Origin of the sequence: Ottowia sp. oral taxon 894, assembly GCF_001262075.1 — a bacterium.
In the GTDB taxonomy this organism is placed as follows: Bacteria; Pseudomonadota; Gammaproteobacteria; order Burkholderiales; family Burkholderiaceae_C; genus Ottowia; species Ottowia massiliensis.
In genome coordinates, this window is the sequence record NZ_CP012073.1 from 1178222 (window position 1) to 1196561 (window position 18340).

Consider the following 18340-nt stretch of genomic DNA (forward strand, 5'->3'; position numbering starts at 1 on the left):
TTAAAAAAGAGGAGCGAATCCAGAAGATCAAAAACGGCTTTCGCGCCCTTTTCACCAGGACATCCTGCTATTGTTTGTGGAGCAAGAAAAGCCGGTCGATCGGTTGCCCCTTTCAGTTTCTCCCGGCCCCTTGCCGCCGCCTGGCCGGTTGCGGCGGTTGGTCAGCAATTGCAGCGGCGGGCGGCGTTTTTGCGTTTGGCGCGGCGCGGCGGCTTGCTGGCTTTGGGCGGCAAGACTTGCTCGGCCTGGGCAGGCTCTGCGGCGCGGGGCGCTTCAATGCGCTCTTTGCGCTCGATCACCTGCTGCGCTTGCTGCGGCTCGGGCGCAGGCTCTTCCTTCTTGGCGGGCCCTTGCGCGTCTGCCTCCGGGGCTGGGCGGGCGGGTTCGGCGGGCGGCGGCGCAGGTTCAGTCACGCGCGGGGCGGGCGCGTAGGGGAAGGGGGGCACGGCCAGCGCGCCGCTGGCGGCGGCGGCCTGGGCGGCGCGGGCCAGCTGGCGCGACCATTCCACGCCGGCATGGCCCGCGTTCAGAAAGTCGTCGTTGGAGCGCGTGACGGCTTCCAGCAGCGAAGGCTCCAGCAATGCGTGCACTTCGAGCAGTTGCTGGCCGTCGGGCACGCGCGCGGCCACCCAGGCGGCGGGCGGCGGGGTGAGGCCGCGCTGGCCCAGCCAGGCCCACAGCGCCGAGTTTTGGCGCTCCAGGTAGTGGTCAAACAGGGCGTCGCGCCGCATGCGCAGGCAGTTTTTGCTGGCCCGGCCTGACGCGCCGCCGGACACGCGCAGGCTTTCCAGCGCGGTGCAGCCCGCGCTTTGCGCCGGGGCCGCTTGCACGATGACCAGCGCCAGCCAGCGCCCTTCGGCGTCGCGCAGCCCCACGGCGCGCGTGGCGGCGCGGGCCACGGGCACGGGCATTTCGCCTGCCAGCCACGGGGCGTTTTCAGCGCCCAGATCGCGCCACTGCCCCACGCTGGCGGGGTAAACGGTGATGCGCGGCGCGGCGCTGGCGGCGGAGCTGGCGCTGCCTTGCGCCGTGGCGGGCGTGGCGTGGCTGGCCGCGCGGTGGGCGCATCCGGCAGCGGCCAGGGCGGCGATGAGTGACAGGCCAAGGCAGAGGCGGTGGACGTGTTTCATGGAGTCGGGAGCCTTTTCTGGAAGGGAGGTGGGAGAAGCGGCAGCTTCAAAAAAGAGAGCGGGTTGCGCTGATTGGGCAGGGGCTTGCGGGCGATTTCATCATGAATGCTGCTGGAAAAAGCGCTCCACGGCTTCGATCAGCGCCTGCTGGTTCACATTGGCCTGCCCGCCTGCCGTGCGCGCGGCCACGTCTTGCATGAGCGCCAGCAGCGTCTGGCGGTGGTAGGCGGTGAATTTGCCGCTGCTTTTTTGCAGCACGGCGGGCACTTCCGGCGTGGCCAGCGGGTGTGCGCGCAGCAGGTGGGCGCTGGCCAGCCACAAGTCTTGCGCGTCTTTTTCCTGCATGCCCAGGCGCTGCGCCAGCAGCGCTTGCGTGGCGGCGCGGCGCTCTTCGGTCTGCGGCCCGGCGCATTCGGCCACGGCCAGCGCCAGCACGCCGGCCACGTCCACGGGGTGCTCCAGCGCGTAAAGGGGCGAGAGGCTGACTTTCTTTTGCCAGGCGCGGCGGCGAAAGAAGGTGAGCGGGTTGAGCCAGCCTACGTCGATGCCCAGGCGTTTGAGTCCCTCGGCCACAAAAATCAGGGCCGTCAAAAGGCCCAGCAGCTGCATCAGAAATCCCATGAAAACGCCCTGAAAAAAGATAATCGGCGGCCTGATGAATACCCACGACACCCAGCCCCACGATGCCCGCGCGCCGCGCTGGAAGCCCAGCGTCACCGTGGCCGCCGTGATCGAACGCGAAGGCCGCTACCTGCTGGTGGAGGAGCATACCCGCGCGGGTATGCGCCTGAACACGCCCGCCGGCCATCTGGAGCCGGGCGAAACGCCCCAGCAAGGCGCCGTGCGCGAGGCGCTGGAAGAAACCGGCCACCTTTTTGCGCCGCAGGCGCTGCTGGGCATTTACCTGGCCGCCTCGCCGGATGCGCAAGGCGTGCCCACCACCTGGGTGCGCCTGGCTTTTTGCGGCACGGCGCAGGCGCTGGATCCGCTGCCCGCGCTGGACGAAGGCATCGTGCGCGCCTTGTGGATGACGCCTGATGAAATCGCCGCCACGCAGCAGCGCCACCGCAGCCCGCTGGTGTGGCGCTGCGTGCGGGACCACTTGCGCGGCCAGCGCCTGCCGCTGGATGCCATCCACACCGACGCCACTGCGCTGCGCCTGCCCTGAAAGCGCCGTTTCAGCCGCTATTCGATTTCTGTCATGTCCCGCACCCATCACCGTGTTGTCGTCGGCCTTTCCGGCGGCGTGGATTCCGCCGTCACCGCCTGGCTGCTCAAGCAGGCCGGGCACGAAGTCATTGGCATCTTCATGAAAAACTGGGAAGACGACGATGACAGCGGGCACTGCACCAGCCGCCAGGACTTTCTGGACGCCGCCGCCGTGGCCGACGTGATCGGCATCGACATCGAGCACGTCAATTTCGCTGCCGAATACAAAGACCGCGTCTTTGCCGAATTCCTGCGCGAATACCAGGCCGGCCGCACGCCCAACCCTGACGTGCTGTGCAACGCCGAAATCAAGTTCAAGGCCTTTCTGGACCACGCCATGCGCCTGGGCGCCGAAAAAATCGCCACCGGCCACTACGCCCGCCAGCGCCTGAACCCCGCCACGGGCCGCCACGAGCTGCTCAAGGGCGCCGATCCGGCCAAAGACCAAAGCTACTTTCTGCACCGCCTCACGCAAGCGCAGCTTTCCCGCGCGCTCTTTCCCGTGGGCGATTTGCGCAAAAGCGACGTGCGCCGCATCGCCGCCGAAGCCGGGCTGCCCAACGCCAAAAAGAAAGACTCCACCGGCATTTGCTTCATCGGCGAGCGGCCCTTTCGCGAATTTCTGGGCCGCTACCTGCAAACACGCCCCGGCCCCATCAAGACGAGCCAGGGCCGCACCATCGGCCAGCACATGGGCCTGAGCTTCTACACCCTGGGCCAGCGGCAGGGCCTGGGCATCGGCGGCATCAAGGAAAAAGGCGCGCCGCGCGGCGGCGGCGACCACGCCCCCTGGTTTGTCGCCCGCAAGGACATGGCCGCCAACACCCTCTACGCCGTGCAGGGCCACGACCACCCCTGGCTGCTTTCCGAAAGCCTGACGTTCGGCGACGCTTCATGGATCGCTGGCGAGCCGCCCCCTTTGGCCGCTTTCTCTGCCAAAACCCGCTACCGCCAGCAAGACGCTGCCTGCACGCTGCAAGCGGGCAGCGCGCCAGACACCTTTTGCCTGCGCTTTGCCCAGCCCCAATGGGCCGTCACGCCCGGCCAAAGCGCCGTGCTGTATGACGGCCCGGTGTGCCTGGGCGGCGGCATCATCTTGTGAGCGCCTGCCCAAAGCCTGGCCGCCCGCAAACGCATGCAGCGCCCCGGTTTCGCTGCAAAAACAGGAGCAAATTCAGCCCCCCTGAAAACGCCCCCATCGCACGGTTTGACGGGCTTGGCTGCTATCAAACAAATAACGAAAAAACGAGGGCTTGCGGGGTGCAGGCGGGCCGGAAACCGGCTTTCACACGCCAAGTCGTGAAAGGCAAATCCCGGCGCATCCGCGAACGCCAGGCACCCGCCAGCAAGCCCAAAGCCGGAAAAAGCCGGAAAGAACCGGATACGGGGCCTGGCACGGCGCGTTTCACTCCGTTTTTGAGAGCAAATTCAAGGTCCCGAAAACGCCCCCATCGCACGGTTTGACGGGATTGGCTGCTATCAAACCAGGAGCAAAAAGGGGGAAGGCTCGCAAGGCGCGGGCAGCAAGAAAAACCGGTTTGCGGGCGGGCGGCGAACCGGTTCCTGCCGTCACGCCGTCTGCCCGGGCGGCGCGCCCTGCTGGCAGCCGCGCAAGGGCACGATGGCGGTGCGGCCGCTGGGCGCGCGGGCGAATTCGGCCTCGATGCCGTACACGCGGCGCAGGCTTTCGCAAGTCACCACTTCATCAAAAGGGCCTCAGCCAGCCATATGGCCGCCGTGCATTTCGGGAGCGCTAACACTAATTTGTTTGGGTTCTTTACTTAAAGCAGCGTTCAATTCTATTGTTTTTTGTTTTATCCAATCGTCCTGCCTTTTTTTACTTTTAAATTTAAAAAATAATTTCGCCAAAAAATTTTGGCGCGATAACCAAAAATTTTTTTCTGCCTCAGAATCAAGGAATTCAATTTTATTTAGAAGTAAACCATTTGAACCAATTGGCAGAAGATAACGAGGGTCATTATTTTGAAAATGCTCTCCTGATCCATTGTAATCATATAGTATATTCGGTTGTCTTTTTACACCCACATCATCCCACTTTAATGGTTGGGATACTTCACCGTCCCAAGCACAAAAAATCTTCACCTTTCTGTCTGATAATTGATGATTAGGGTGTTCTCCTAATGCGCCTAAGAAATTCATGCCGGCATCATAATTCAATATTTCCTTAGAACAAGCGGTAAAAATTCCCTCGTCTAATAATTCTGGTAACTTACCAATAAATGTTTTACGTTCTAAATATATCGACATTGATGTCTCCTAAAATAGTAAGCTGTCGCTCGTATGTAGTTCTCCATTTTCCCTACAACCCCCAACCCACCGCGTGCGTGCCTTGTGGCACACGCCCTACCTATGGGTTCAAAGGTCGTCTGAAAAACGCTCGCGGCGTTTGTTCCATCTGCCTTGCGATAAAGGCTACCTGAAAAATTCCTGTTGTTGCTGTTTCGGGCATTCTTTTTCAGACGGCCTAAAATAAAGGCGGCAACCCAAGCTGCCTTTCGGGCTACCTGAAACGCCCAATCAGCCCTGCTGCTCGATATTATGCACATCGCGCTGCGGGAACGGAATATTAATTTTCGCGGCGCGCAGGTTTTCCACCACCTGTTCGTTCAGCCCGAAGCGGAACGCGCCCAGCATGAGCACGGTTTGCGCGTGCTGGGCGGCCAGGTTCAGGTCATGAATGGCGATGACAACGAGCGCGCCGCTGGCCTGCACGTATTCATGCAGGCGGTCAAACACCTGCATCTGGTGGCGAATGTCCAGCGCGCTGGTGGCTTCGTCCAGCAAAAGCAGGCGGGGCTGACGGATCAGGCGCTGGGCCAGCAGCACCAGTTGCTGCTGGCCGCCGGAGAGGGCGGTCATGGCCCGCTCGTGCAGGTGGGCAATGCCAAAACTGTCCAGCACCTGAAGGGCGCGCTCGACCAGGCCGGCCGCACGCCCAACCCTGACGTGCTGTGCAACGCCGAAATCAAGTTCAAGGCCTTTCTGGACCACGCCATGCGCCTGGGCGCCGAAAAAATCGCCACCGGCCACTACGCCCGCCAGCGCCTGAACCCCGCCACGGGCCGCCACGAGCTGCTCAAGGGCGCCGATCCGGCCAAAGACCAAAGCTACTTTCTGCACCGCCTCACGCAAGCGCAGCTTTCCCGCGCGCTCTTTCCCGTGGGCGATTTGCGCAAAAGCGACGTGCGCCGCATCGCCGCCGAAGCCGGGCTGCCCAACGCCAAAAAGAAAGACTCCACCGGCATTTGCTTCATCGGCGAGCGGCCCTTTCGCGAATTTCTGGGCCGCTACCTGCAAACACGCCCCGGCCCCATCAAGACGAGCCAGGGCCGCACCATCGGCCAGCACATGGGCCTGAGCTTCTACACCCTGGGCCAGCGGCAGGGCCTGGGCATCGGCGGCATCAAGGAAAAAGGCGCGCCGCGCGGCGGCGGCGACCACGCCCCCTGGTTTGTCGCCCGCAAGGACATGGCCGCCAACACCCTCTACGCCGTGCAGGGCCACGACCACCCCTGGCTGCTTTCCGAAAGCCTGACGTTCGGCGACGCTTCATGGATCGCTGGCGAGCCGCCCCCTTTGGCCGCTTTCTCTGCCAAAACCCGCTACCGCCAGCAAGACGCTGCCTGCACGCTGCAAGCGGGCAGCGCGCCAGACACCTTTTGCCTGCGCTTTGCCCAGCCCCAATGGGCCGTCACGCCCGGCCAAAGCGCCGTGCTGTATGACGGCCCGGTGTGCCTGGGCGGCGGCATCATCTTGTGAAGGGCCTTGCGGGCCGCCTCTCGCCTGCCAGATTTCATCAAAAAGAAGAGCAAATTCAAAGGGTGTGAAATACCGCTTTGCGCAATTTCCACTAGGACATATTGCTATTGATACAAGAGCGAAACAGCGGCGCGCCAGCCGCCTTGCGCCGCACCATGGCGGCTCGCTGCGGCCCCTGCTTCTTTCGCCTTTGCGGCCAGCCGCTTTTGCTGACGCCGCTGACACAATAAGCGGCCCATTCCCCAAACCCCAAAGCGTTTTTTCCAGGAGGCTTTCACATGACCCCCATTGAACTGCTGACCACCCGCCGCTCCGTCAAAAAACTGGGGCTGCCCGCGCCCAGCGCCGCGCACATTGAAAACATGCTGCAAGCGGCCACGCAAGTGCCTGACCACGGGCAGCTCACGCCCTGGCGCTTTGTGGTCATGGCTGGCGAAGCGGCGCAGGCGCGGCTGGAGCGCGCGCTGCTGCAAGCCGCGCAAACGCTGGGGCTGGGCGAGGAAGGCGAAGCCAAGGCCCGCCAGATCAGCCACATGGCCCCGCTGATGATTGGCGTGGTGGCTGCCCCGCGCCTGGAAAGCAGCCGCCCCAAGCCGGAGTGGGAGCAGCACCTGAGCGCGGCCTGCGCGGCCTACGCCATCCAGCTGGCGGCCAAGGCGCAAGGTTTTGACAACGCCTGGATCACCGGCCCCTGGGTGGGCAGCTCTCCGCTGCGCCAAGCCTTTGGCTGCGCCGCCACCGACAAGATCATTGCCCTGCTGGCCATTGGCACGGCCGCTGATCCGCTGGCCGGGCCGAAAAACACCGATCTGACCCGCTTCGTGCAGCACTGGTGAAAGCCCGCCCGCGCGCCTCTGCCATCGGCGTATCAGACATCAAAAAGACTGCCAGCGCCCGTGAACTGGGCGCTGGCAGCGATCATTTTCAAAGCCAACCGCCTCTTTTAAAGGACTCCATCCCATGCCAGTGCTGCGTTTTTCCGACCTCTGCGCCCAAGGCCGCGTCAAGGGCAAGCGCGTGTTCATCCGCTGCGACCTGAACGCGCCGCTGAACGAGGCGCGCGAAATCACCGAAGACACCCGCATCCGCGCCAGCGTGCCCGCCATCCGCATGGCGCTGGAGGCGGGCGCGGCCGTCATGGTCACGTCGCACCTGGGCCGCCCCAAGGAGGGCGAACTCACCGCCGCCGATTCGCTGGCCCCCATCGCCCGGCGGCTGGGCGAGCTGCTGGGCCGCGATGTGCCGCTGATCAGCAACTGGACCGATGGCGTGCAGGTGCAGCCCGGCCAGCTTGTGCTGCTGGAAAACTGCCGCGTGAACCGGGGCGAGAAAAAAAACGACGAAGCGCTGGCCCGCAAGATGGCCGCGCTGTGCGACATCTACGTGAATGACGCCTTCGGCACCGCCCACCGCGCCGAGGCCACCACCTACGGCATCGCGCAATTTGCCCCCGTGGCCTGCGCCGGGCCGCTGCTGGCCGCCGAGATGGATGCCATTGCCCGCGCGCTGGCCCAGCCGCGCCGCCCGCTGGCGGCCATCGTGGGCGGCAGCAAGGTGAGCACCAAGCTCACCATCCTCAAGGCGCTGGCGCAAAAGGTGGATCAGCTCATCGTCGGCGGCGGCATCGCCAACACGTTCATGCTGGCAGCGGGCCTGCCCATCGGCAAAAGCCTGGCCGAGCCAGACCTGGCAGACGAAGCCTGCGCCGTCATGGCCGAGATGAAGGCGCGCGGCGCCGAAGTGCCCATTCCCGCCGATGTCGTCACCGCCAAAACCTTCAGCGCCGACGCCAAGGCTGAAACCAAGCGCGCGCAGGATGTGGCTGAAGACGATTTGATTCTGGACATTGGCCCCGAGACCGCACAAAAACTGGCCGCGCAGCTCAAGGCCGCCGGCACCATTGTGTGGAACGGCCCCGTGGGCGTGTTCGAGCTGCCCGAGTTTGAAAACGGCACCCGCTGCATTGCCCAAGCCATCGCCAGCAGCAGCGCTTTCAGCATTGCCGGCGGCGGCGACACGCTGGCGGCCATCGCCAAATACGGCATAGCGCCAGACGTGGGCTACATCTCCACAGGCGGCGGCGCCTTTCTGGAAATGCTGGAAGGCAAAACCCTGCCCGCCATCGAAATCCTGCAAAAGCGCGCCACGGCCTGAAAACCCGCTCACGAAAACCTGATCGCAGTCTGGTCAGCAGGACGGAAGGCAAGGCAGCGTGCTCCCGCACCACCGGCAAGTGGCTTATTTCGCTTCTCTATTCATAGCATGAGGTCCTGCTGGAAACTGCGGGAAACGATATTTCCGCCCCTTGAATTTGCTCCTGTTTTTGATGCAATCTGCGCCCGAGACGGCGCAAGCCGGAGGGTTTCAGCCTTGGCGCAGTTTCCGGCATTGGTCCAGGACGCCGCCAATGAGCAGGCGCTGATTGATTCACCATCGTGCGTGCACACCAGCAACAGCGCCGGGGCGAAAACAAGGTGCCCAGAGCATCGGGCACTGCCTGACTGAGCGCCAGATTCACGCTTGCGCTTCAGAAAACCCCGCTCCCCGCTGACTTTCACCTTACGCCAGGCAGACGCACAACTTGGAGAGCGCCGACACATTCCGACCGGGCGAGCAGGCAAAACGGCTATTGCCGACAAGGCTTGTGACGTGCGCAGCAGAGTCATTGGAACCTTGCTGACTACAGGCACGGAAGTGGTTCCATCGTGCGGCAAAGAGCAGCGTGAAGATGACGTGGATCTTTACAAGGCACACCACGCCATCGAGAACTTCTTTGAACCTGTTCAGAGTCTGTCCGTGAGGGGTGAACGTGCGGATCAGGATGGGCTGAAAGGCGCAAACCGCAGATGGGCCTCGTAGCCCGCCAAGGATTTGCAACGCTACAGGCTGCCCGGGTCCGCGCTTTCCGCTCCCACGGGCAAACCTTGAGCGGGCTCTTTGCACGCCTGAAGCAGCGGCGGATCACTGTCACTCGCTACGACAAAGCATCTCGCAACCAACTGCCTCGGCGTTATTCATCTCGTTTCCGCCATCAATTGGATGATGTGATGGAACGATTCAGGGCATTCCGCCATGAATAAAACAGCAAGATGCCGTATGTGGCGGTGTGTTCGCATGCAACCTTCACTGCCCACGCCTTGCGCGCCTGATGCGCTCCTGCCGCCTCTTTCAGGCGGGCTTTGAACAGAGCTATTCAAGCTGGCGCAGCGCAGCAGCGGTCAATGACCCGCTTCACCAGCGCGTCTGGCGCACCGCGCACGATGGCTTGGCCGAGGCCATCGACCAGCACAAAGCGGATTTCGCCCGCCAACGTTTTCTTGTCCAGCCGCATCAGCTCCAGATAGCGGCCTGCGTTATCGGCGGTATTCAGCACAGGGCCGTGCACGGGCAGGCCCGCCGCCGCGATGATCGCTGTCAGGCGCTGAACAAAGGCTGCATCCGCCAAGCCCAGCTCCTGCGAAAGCATGGCCGCCATGACCATGCCCGCGCCCACAGCCTCGCCATGCAGCCACGCGCCGTAGCCCATGCCAGCCTCAATGGCATGGCCGAAGGTATGTCCGAAATTGAGAATGGCGCGCAAACCCGCCTCCCGCTCGTCAGCGCCCACCACTTGCGCCTTGATTTCACAGCTGCGCCTGACGGCATGGGCCAGCGCCTGCGGCTCGCAGGCGCGCAATGCGGGCAGATGCGCCTCGACCCAATCAAGGAAAGCCATGTCGGCAATCGGGCCATATTTGATGACTTCAGCCAGACCAGCGGAAAGCTCGCGCGCAGGCAGGGTTTTGATTGCGTCCAGATCGCACACAACCCTTTGCGGCTGATAGAACGCGCCAATCATGTTTTTGCCCAGCGGGTGGTTGATGGCCGTTTTCCCACCCACAGACGAGTCCACCTGCGCCAGCAGCGTAGTTGGCACCTGCACGAAAGGCACGCCACGCATATAGCAGGCTGCGGCAAAGCCTGTGATGTCGCCTACCACGCCGCCGCCCAAAGCGTAAAGCGTAGTTTTGCGGTCTGCCCCTTGTTGAAGCAAGGCGTCAAAAATCAGGTTCAGCGTTTGCCAATTCTTGTAAGCCTCGCCATCAGGCAGCGCCAGGATTTGCACACTGGCATGGCGGCCAGATAGCGTCTGCGCCAGCCTGCGGGCATACAGTGGCGCTACTGTTTCATTACTCACGATCAGCGCGCGCCCATTGCCTGCCGCTTCTGGCGCCGCGCCAAATGCATCAGCGCAATCAAGCAGCCCTGCGCCAATCAGAATGGAATAACTGCGCTCACCCAGCGCAATAGAAACATGCTGCGTATTCATGCCAAGTCTTCTTCATAAAGGCAGGCACAGAAATTCCGGCTTGCCAATAAACTGCTGCAACAATACAAGACCAAAATAATGGGTTAAATAGAATTTATATTATTCAAAAAGAAAACCAATGACGGTCGCGTATTCGGGGCCAGCAGTCTGGCTTACAATTTCACGATAATTATTGCGTGGCATGCAAATAAATCGCTTCAGCCAGTCTCACTGCCTGGCAATGATTTACACGTCAAATCCAGTTGCATCATCACCCGGCTCACCAGCAAAGCTGGCGAAGATCCGCAAGCGTCAAACGTGAAATCAGCCACTTCCTTATACAGCAACTCGCGCTCTTCATATAAATCCTGCAAGCGCGCCATGGGATCTGCCACTTGTAGCAGAGGCCGCTTTGTGTCGTTTCGCAATCGCCTTATCAACTGTTCCGGTGAAGCGCGCAAATACACCACCACTCCTCGTTCGCGCATTCGCTGGCGGTTTTCGCTTCGAAGCACTGCGCCACCTCCCGTGGCCAACACGCAGCTCCCCTGCATGGTCAATTCATCAATCACTCGTTCTTCAAAATCTCTGAACGTCTTTTCTCCTTCACGTGCAAAAAATGCTCTGATCGTCTCACCCAGGCGGGACTCAATAATCTGATCAGAATCAAAAAAAGGCAACTCACGCCTTCGCGCAAGTTGCCTCCCAATCGTTGACTTGCCAGAACCTGGCAAGCCAACGAGTATCACTCGCTCCATCATGGAGTTGGAGTTGGAGTTGGAGTTGGAGTTGGAGTTGGAGTTGGAGTTGGAGTTGGAGTTGGAGTTGGAGTTGGAGTTGGAGTCGAACACGAGGCACCTTCGCTGCCATATGGACTAATCATGCCTGGAGCTGATTTGTCTTTGCTATTCACATCAGACGCTGCCGCTGGCAAGAACTGCCCTGGCGTCGCATTGCGGGTTTCAGACCCTCCTACCTGCGCCGAAGCAACGACTCGCATGCTTGCCCAATGCGCATAGCGCTTTGCATATTGCATATAGAAATAGGCGAATCCATTTTCATCAGTCGTTACTGTTATGGTATTGCCACCATTGGCTGTTGTTGTTCCATCGGCTTTGGCCGGGATCAAACTGACTACAAAACCTGGCTTCAAGCCAGCAGGATCCGACACCAGGTTTGCTTCTCCGGGATCCCTGATTCCATTGAAGTTAATGTCTTCATTGGGATGATAATTGGGTGGGTAAGGTGCCCAAACGCTTCCATTCCAACAGCGCACGCCTGTCGCATATTCAAATGGTTCAGCGCGCAACGTGACGGGCAATGACGATTGAGCGGCACCCGCCGAGTTCGTGACATAAACAGTATGCAGCTTACGATATTGGGTATCTCCATTGGCGGACTCAATGACTGTGCTTTCACCCAAAGCAATAGAAAGACCATCACCGCCAACTGTCAGTGTTGCATCACCTTTTACGGTATTCGCGTCCTCTCCACCCAAAGCAGCGCGAATTTTTACTTGATCAGATCCCGTGCTACGAGGGCCAGCATAAAAAGTATTTTTCGCACGGCCTTGCTCATTGGTTTTAACCGAAGTCGCCGCCAAACGTCCACCGCTCAAATCTGCCAGTATGGTGAAATACACTGGCATATTAGCCACCGGATTTCCCTGATCATCCAGCAGTAATGCATCAATAACGGCTGAATTGCCAGAAGTTGCTGCACTTGTTTGAATGGCATTAGGATTAGCCTGAACAATCAAACGAGTAGGCGAGAGGGCCATAAATTGAGCAGACAAGGTTCCAATACCTTGGAGGCTGCCAGAAGTCACTTCTGCTTTAATGCTCGTCGTACCCGCATCAGTTGAAAGCACGTACCCTTCCGCATAACCAGCGGCATTGGTTGTAATTACCTTTGATGAAACAACAGGGACAGTATTAGGGTCAGGTGTGCAAACAGTGGCGCCCGCATCAACAATACATCCTCGCGTCGTACTGAAAAGTACCTTTGTTCCCGCTGCAACGGGCGACTGGTTGCCATCCATCACACGAACGACAACCCGGTTGGCCTGGTTCAAGTGCCAATAAGGCGACTCCGTGGTCAATTGAATAACAGCGCTACCAACAGATATATCCAGATAACGCGATGTATTTTCGGCATTCAGGCCGTCCGCAACCAGGCGAACACTTCCTGCAGCCGTGGGCTTGTATTTGAACGTCGCAATGCCGTTGCTTCCTGTCTGAACGGAAGCCACTTGGGCCTGCGATCCGCCTTGCTGGGCGGTGATGGTTACGCCAGCATTGGATACAGTTTCTCCGGCCGCGTCACGAACATTGACTGTGTATTCACCTTCCTGATTGACACCCAATGAGGTATCACCACTCAAAGCCACCGTCGTGCCTTCGACTTTGAGATCGATTTTCTTACTGGCGCCTTTGGCCGCCACCGTCACGCCAAATGAACGATTCAAGGCGTTATCTGTCTTGGGCGGAGTCAGTTCCGCCGTCGCGACCCCTTTATCGTTTGTCGTTGTCACGGGACTCAATGAGCCATATTCCGTCTTGAACGCCACAGGAAAATTGGGAATGGCAACGTTACCGGAATCTTTGACAATGGCCGTAATCGTAATGGCTGCGCCTGCCCCTCCCGTCGGGATCGACGCTGCGCTGGAATACACATCCACGCTGCTGGCCGAACGGGCAGTCGTACCACCGCCAGAATTGTTGTCCCGCGGATTGGTTCCAGGATCCCCCCCGCCGCCGCCACAGGCCGCAACCAGCATGGCTACGCCAGCGCATGCGATCGCATGCCTCAGAAAATGCAAATGCTTCATCTCATGTTGCTCCAAAAAAATTATCGAAGGGCAGTTTGATCAGAAATAATCTTTGGCGTTATAAACACCAGTATCTCTTCCTTCCGCGAGGAACGAGTGCGATTCTTGAACAGATTACCAACCACCGGAATATCACCCAGCAAAGGAACTTTGGCAACACTGTCCTTTTCCGTCAATTCAAATATACCGCCAATCACAACGGTGCCGCCATTCTCAACCAGCACCTGTGTTTTAACGCGTTTTGTATCAATTGACATTGCGCCTGCCACAACAGTTCCCGGGCTATCTTTATTAACAGCCAGATCCAGAATGATGCTGCCTTCTGGAGTAATTTGAGGAGTGACCTCCAGACTCAAGACGGCTTTCTTGAATTGAACGGATGTCGCACCATTCTGCGCAGACTCCTGATACGCGAATTCAGTACCTTGCTCAATAATCGCCTTTACCTGATTGGCGGTCACCACCCTCGGGCTTGAAACGACTTTGCCTTGCCCATCAGCTTCCATGGCCGACAGCTCAAGGTTCAGGAAGCGGTTAGCAGCCGCACTGAAAAGAGACAAGGCAAACGTAGCAGGAGCACTGCCATCAACAGCGCTGGCTGGCAAATTCAGGAATTGCGTTGTCGAAGTATTCAACATACTCGACTCCCCTTCCCCCGTCGTCGCGGAAACCGCGTTGTAGGAGCCTCCCAAAGCAACACGATTGCTGCCGCGCACCCTATAACCGGGATCGCCGCCGCGTACCCCTCGCAAATCGGACCCGCCCAATTTAACGCCAAGCGAACGGCCAAATGAATCGCTGGCTTCGACAATCCGGGCTTCAATCAACACCTGCCGCACCGCCACATCGAGCTTGGCGATCATTTCCTGAACTTGGGCCAAGCGCGACGGTATGTCAGAGACAAAAATCTGGTTGGTTCGAGGCTCAGCAATAACACTTCCTCGGTTGCTCAAAATCCTTGATGTATTACCACCTTGAGTTCCGCTGCTTCGCGTCAACTGCTCAGCTATATCCGCAGCTTTTGCGTAATTCAATTGAAAAGATTGTGTGCGAAGCGGTTCCAAATCCTGTATGGCTGCTTGCGCTTCAAGCTCCGCTTTTTCTTTTGCGGCCAGCTCATCTTTCGGTGCAATCTGAAGCACGTTGCCGTTTTTCTTCATTCCCAGGCCCTTGGCCTGCAGAATAATGTCAAGCGCTTGATCCCATGGTACATCCTTCAGACGCAGCGTCACGTTGCCAGTCACGGAATCGGACGTCACCACATTGAAATTCGTAAAATCCGCAATAACTTGAAGCAGCGAACGAACTTCAATGTTTTGGAAATTCAGAGAAAGCTTTTCTCCGCGATAACCCCCCCCCTGGGCCAATTTTCCATCATCAGTTTTCTGCTGACGAATTTCTACAACCAACTGATTATCGCTTTGATAGGCTGAATGTTCCCATTGTCCCTTAGGCTCAATTGTCATGCGCACGCGGTCTCCGCTCTGAACCGCGCTAATCATCTGAACCGGAGTACCAAAATCAGACACATCCAGCTTTCGGCGCAATCCTTCAGGAAGGCTGGTTTTCAGGAACTCCACAACCAGCTTGTCTCCCTGCTGACGAATATCGACCCCAACCTGATTGCTATCCAAATCAATAACAACCCTTCCCGCATTCTCCACGCCGCGTCTAAAGTCAATATTTTTCAGTGGAGCTACACTTGTATTTCTGCTTTCAGAAAAAACCGTGCTTCCTCCTTTCTCCGAAGACGCCGCCTCAGAAGCGGGTGCTAGCGACACCAGCAAGGAATTCCCATCAATCACAGACTTATAAGGTGTTGCCCGCTTAAGATTCAGAACAACGCGGGTTCGGTCATTTGCCTGAACAACATTGACTCCCTTTACATTGCCTTGATTGATTCCAACATTTGTATGTCCCATGCCATTACGAACGCCGGGGAAATCCAAGGCGATCCGTGCTGGCGATTGCACTGCAACGCCATCGGGCACAGCCTTCAATGGTTCAGAGAAATCGATGCGAACCACATCAACCCCCCCTTGGATGGAGCTGGAAACCGCTTCAATTTGGGGATCGGCATATACCGCCGAGAAAAATCCCACCATTACGCTTGCAACAATTGCATCGCGCGCCGAATTTCCAATATACCGCATGACCTTGATCATTTATCGCTCTCCTGCAATTGCATTACTGTAATCTTCTCTATCCATTCGCCCAGAGAATCCTGGACAATTTCACGCAAAGTAATCTGCCCTTCATCAATGGCCATGATCTTTCCATAATCCTGACCAAGATGATTCCCTGGAACAACCTGATAAAGAAGATTGTCCACCTTTACCAACCCAACAATACGACCGCCTTTTGTCAAACTGCCTACCATGACAATGGTATCGAGCGGATAATTTTCTAAAGGTTCTTTAGCTCTCTTTTCTTCTGCTGCAATCAAAAGCGCTCCTGCATTCTGCGCTTTGTCTTTTTGCAAAGCCACCGTTAACCGACTCATATTGAATGGGTCTGCCGCTTCACTTTCCTTGTACTTGGCCGCCACAAACTGTTTAGGCTCGCTAATCGGCGTGACCTTTGGAACAACAGACCGTCGCTCCTGGTCCATCCATTGCCTCAACTCTTCCTGGTAGGAGGCTGCACATCCGACGACGCCCAGCACACACAAGGACAACAGACCAATAATTTCAGATTTTCTGACAATCATTTCTTGTCCTTCTTCTGTTTTGCCTGACGCTGAGCCTCTATTTCCTTTTCATCCAGATAACGGAAAGTCTTTGCAGTGGCCTCAAGCATCAATTCTCCCGTCCCGGAACCATTGTCTTTCGCAGGATTCATGGTTATATTATTAAGGGTAACGATTCGGGACAAATTCGCTACATCCGCAGCAAAGTTAGCTACATCATGGAATTTCCCCGACCCCTTGATAGAAATAGGCAGCTCCGCATAATAATCCTGAACCACGACTTGATTTGGACGAAACAAATTGACCTGCAATCCCCTGGCATACCCCGCCTGACTGATATCAGAGAGCAATGCATCCATTTCAGCCTCGCTTGGAAGCTGCCGCTCCAATAAGGCAACGTACTGTTGAACTTCTTCCAGCTGCTGCTTCAGCGCATCCAAGTTCACTGCCTTTGCAACTTTCGTTTTGTATTCTTGCCGCAGTGTTTCTTCTTTTTGACGCGCCTCATCAAGCTCCGCCATGACCTTCTGCACAAAGAAGAACCATACCACCGCCGCCGTCAGCACTACCACCAGCAGACACAACGCATATCGGGGAATTGCTGGCCATAGCCCCGGATCCCGCATGTCAAGATTCTGGAACTGGTCACCGATTCGTCCAATTGATTCATTGAGATTTTTTTTATCTTTCGCAGCCACTTGCTCACCTCAATCATTTGCCATTGGTTTCTGCCTTGCTTTCAGCGCTACCCAGCTGCGCACGGACCGTAAAGTTATAGACCCTGCGCTTGTCCGTCTTGCTCAATGACAAATCACCGGCCACCACTTCGATCAACTCAGGCTGCCTGACCCATTCTGTATTGCGCGTGAGGTTCCTCAGCAGTTCGGAAACGCGCTCACTCGATTGGGCAGCCCCCCCTATCAGCACGCTACGCCCCTCCTGTTTGATGGATTTCAGGTACATGCCTTCTGGCAGTTGCTGGACCAATTCATTGAACAAATGAACAGGGAGATTGCGATCCGCCTGCAAGGTCTCGACTGCCCGCTGCCTTGCCTTCAGCGCATCAATTTCATTTTGCAGATTGGCGATTTCCTTGATCTCGGCGTCCAGTTTCTGGTTTTCGCTAATCAGAAACTGATTTCGGCCCTCCTGCATTTCAATCTGGCCTTGATACCACATATAAATGACACCACCGATCGCTGCGCCAACGGCTGCTGAAACAAGCAGAGCCACATTAAAAGCCTGACGCGCCTTCTTGCGTGCAATTTCACGGTGCGGAAGCAGGTTAATCAAAATCATGACGCAAGCCCCCTCAGCGCAAGCCCGCATGCCGTCAGATACGACGCAGCTTCTCTTGCCATTTTTCCTTTGTTGACGCTCCGGCTGATATTCATTCCATCAAATGGATTGACCACCTGACATTGAACAGAGGCGTGTTGCGCAATAGTTTCAGCCAAACCGGGCAACGATGCCGTTCCTCCCGCAAGAAAAATTGCATCCACACGGTTATGCGGCGTGCTGGTGAAAAAGAATTTCAGCGCTCGTTCAACTTCGATTGCCAGCGTTTCGACAAAAGGCTGCAACACGGCGCTTGCATAATCTTCAGGCAATTCGCCACTGCGCTTCTTGGCTTCTGCCTCTTCAAAAGTGAAACCGTATTGACGGACCAGCATTTGAGTCAGCTGTGCACCGCCAAAAACCTGATCACGCTCATAAATCAGCTCATCGTTGCGCAACACCTGCATCGACGCCAAAGTCGCGCCAATTTCAAATAAGGCAACCAGTGAGTCCCTGCCGCGGCCAGGCAACCTCCAGATCAGACGATTGACCGCTATTCGCGACGCGTTGGTTTCCACGTCAATCACGATAGGTTCAAGCCCCGCAGCCTCCGCCAGACCTCGGCAGTCTTCCACTTTTTCCTTGCGGGCAGCTGCGATCATGACGTCCACGTCGCCAGCCGAAGCCTGGCTAGGCCCTATGACGCAGAAGTCCAGGCTCACTTCATCCAGGGAGAAAGGGATGTACTGATTGGCTTCTGACTCAACATAGACCTCCAGCTCCCGCTCGCCCAGCCCTGCCGGAAGAACAATTTTCTTGGTGATGACCACCGAAGCAGGGAGGGCCATGGAAACGCGCTTGGCTTTGGTGCCGCTTTTGCGCACCACGCGCCGGACGGCCTCGACCACTTCATCGAATTTCTCGATGTTGCCGTCGGTGATCCAGCCGCGCTCAAGCGGCTCAATGGCGCAGTGCTCCAAAGAGAAAGAACCCGGGCGGCCTTGCGTCAGCTCAACCAGCTTGACGCTGGACGCACTGATGTCCAAGCCCGCCACAGGCGCAGACTTTGTGCTGATCAGGGAATCAAAAAAACTCAAGAGGACACCTCGTTGCTTTGTATTTCTGAAGGTGAAATT

General features: G+C 57.8%; 18 protein-coding genes. 5 read left to right on the plus strand and 13 right to left on the minus strand.

What is annotated here, in order from left to right; genetic code table 11:
• Positions 1–161: 161 nt before the first annotated feature.
• On the minus strand, positions 162–1130 hold the full coding sequence (locus tag ADJ79_RS04970) for a hypothetical protein (RefSeq protein ID WP_050715040.1): 969 nt from the start codon (positions 1128–1130) through the stop codon (positions 162–164).
• 99 nt (positions 1131–1229) lie between these two features.
• The gene (locus tag ADJ79_RS04975) at positions 1230–1751 is read right to left on the minus strand and encodes a hypothetical protein (RefSeq protein ID WP_050715041.1); all 522 of its coding nucleotides are present in this window, start codon (positions 1749–1751) and stop codon (positions 1230–1232) included.
• A gap of 34 nt (positions 1752–1785) precedes the next feature.
• Here ADJ79_RS04975 and ADJ79_RS04980 point away from each other — a divergent pair, with 34 nt between their 5' ends.
• Together ADJ79_RS04980 and mnmA (ADJ79_RS04985) are read left to right on the plus strand one after the other, a co-directional pair.
• Positions 1786–2298 (plus strand): NUDIX hydrolase, encoded by a 513-nt coding sequence (locus ADJ79_RS04980; protein ID WP_050715042.1) that lies wholly within the window; start codon positions 1786–1788, stop codon positions 2296–2298.
• Between the two features lie 33 nt (positions 2299–2331).
• Entirely contained in the window at positions 2332–3441 is a 1110-nt protein-coding gene (mnmA, locus tag ADJ79_RS04985) for a tRNA 2-thiouridine(34) synthase MnmA (protein ID WP_050715043.1), read from the plus strand.
• A gap of 467 nt (positions 3442–3908) precedes the next feature.
• Here mnmA (ADJ79_RS04985) and ADJ79_RS15575 read toward each other — a convergent pair whose 3' ends face one another.
• The 3 genes from ADJ79_RS15575 to ADJ79_RS15615 all read right to left on the minus strand — a co-directional run bounded on the left by ADJ79_RS15575 (position 3909) and on the right by ADJ79_RS15615 (position 5219).
• Positions 3909–4040 (minus strand): hypothetical protein, encoded by a 132-nt coding sequence (locus ADJ79_RS15575; protein WP_256381510.1) that lies wholly within the window; start codon positions 4038–4040, stop codon positions 3909–3911.
• A gap of 15 nt (positions 4041–4055) precedes the next feature.
• Positions 4056–4607, minus strand: a complete 552-nt coding sequence (locus tag ADJ79_RS14040; protein WP_156304034.1) for a hypothetical protein — start codon at positions 4605–4607, stop codon at positions 4056–4058.
• Positions 4608–4877: 270 nt separating this feature from the next.
• Positions 4878–5219 (minus strand): ATP-binding cassette domain-containing protein, encoded by a 342-nt coding sequence (locus tag ADJ79_RS15615; RefSeq protein ID WP_216597170.1) that lies wholly within the window; start codon positions 5217–5219, stop codon positions 4878–4880.
• A gap of 9 nt (positions 5220–5228) precedes the next feature.
• On the opposite strand from ADJ79_RS15615, the gene mnmA (ADJ79_RS04995) reads away from it, so the two are divergent.
• The 3 genes from mnmA (ADJ79_RS04995) to ADJ79_RS05005 all read left to right on the plus strand — a co-directional run bounded on the left by mnmA (ADJ79_RS04995) (position 5229) and on the right by ADJ79_RS05005 (position 8273).
• A complete protein-coding gene (gene mnmA / locus ADJ79_RS04995; protein WP_253273871.1) occupies positions 5229–6119 on the plus strand; it encodes a tRNA 2-thiouridine(34) synthase MnmA in 891 nt (296 codons plus the stop codon).
• Between the two features lie 278 nt (positions 6120–6397).
• Positions 6398–6955: a nitroreductase family protein gene (locus tag ADJ79_RS05000; protein ID WP_050715044.1), complete on the plus strand. Its 558-nt coding sequence runs from the start codon at positions 6398–6400 to the stop codon at positions 6953–6955.
• 124 nt (positions 6956–7079) lie between these two features.
• A complete protein-coding gene (locus tag ADJ79_RS05005; protein ID WP_050715045.1) occupies positions 7080–8273 on the plus strand; it encodes a phosphoglycerate kinase in 1194 nt (397 codons plus the stop codon).
• 1039 nt (positions 8274–9312) lie between these two features.
• Here ADJ79_RS05005 and aroB read toward each other — a convergent pair.
• From aroB to ADJ79_RS05035, 8 genes are all read right to left on the minus strand, one after another.
• On the minus strand, positions 9313–10428 hold the full coding sequence (gene aroB / locus ADJ79_RS05010) for a 3-dehydroquinate synthase (protein ID WP_050715046.1): 1116 nt from the start codon (positions 10426–10428) through the stop codon (positions 9313–9315).
• Positions 10429–10625: 197 nt separating this feature from the next.
• Entirely contained in the window at positions 10626–11168 is a 543-nt protein-coding gene (locus ADJ79_RS13075) for a shikimate kinase (protein WP_371256923.1), read from the minus strand.
• Positions 11165–13237, minus strand: coding sequence for an Ig-like domain-containing protein (locus tag ADJ79_RS15175; RefSeq protein WP_082203015.1), 2073 nt, complete (start codon positions 13235–13237; stop codon positions 11165–11167). Before ADJ79_RS15175 ends, ADJ79_RS13075 begins: the two co-directional genes overlap by 4 nt.
• Before the next feature lie 20 nt (positions 13238–13257).
• On the minus strand, positions 13258–15402 hold the full coding sequence (gene pilQ, locus ADJ79_RS05015) for a type IV pilus secretin PilQ (protein ID WP_050715047.1): 2145 nt from the start codon (positions 15400–15402) through the stop codon (positions 13258–13260).
• Positions 15399–15947: a pilus assembly protein PilP gene (locus tag ADJ79_RS05020; RefSeq protein WP_050715048.1), complete on the minus strand. Its 549-nt coding sequence runs from the start codon at positions 15945–15947 to the stop codon at positions 15399–15401. Before ADJ79_RS05020 ends, pilQ begins: the two co-directional genes overlap by 4 nt.
• Complete coding sequence (locus ADJ79_RS05025) at positions 15944–16624, minus strand: type 4a pilus biogenesis protein PilO (RefSeq protein ID WP_050715049.1); 681 nt, start codon at positions 16622–16624, stop codon at positions 15944–15946. Before ADJ79_RS05025 ends, ADJ79_RS05020 begins: the two co-directional genes overlap by 4 nt.
• A 13-nt stretch (positions 16625–16637) precedes the next feature.
• On the minus strand, positions 16638–17225 hold the full coding sequence (locus tag ADJ79_RS05030; protein WP_050715050.1) for a PilN domain-containing protein: 588 nt from the start codon (positions 17223–17225) through the stop codon (positions 16638–16640).
• Positions 17222–18301 (minus strand): pilus assembly protein PilM, encoded by a 1080-nt coding sequence (locus ADJ79_RS05035; RefSeq protein WP_050716423.1) that lies wholly within the window; start codon positions 18299–18301, stop codon positions 17222–17224. The genes ADJ79_RS05030 and ADJ79_RS05035 overlap by 4 nt, the downstream gene beginning before the upstream one ends.
• Positions 18302–18340: the final 39 nt, after the last annotated feature.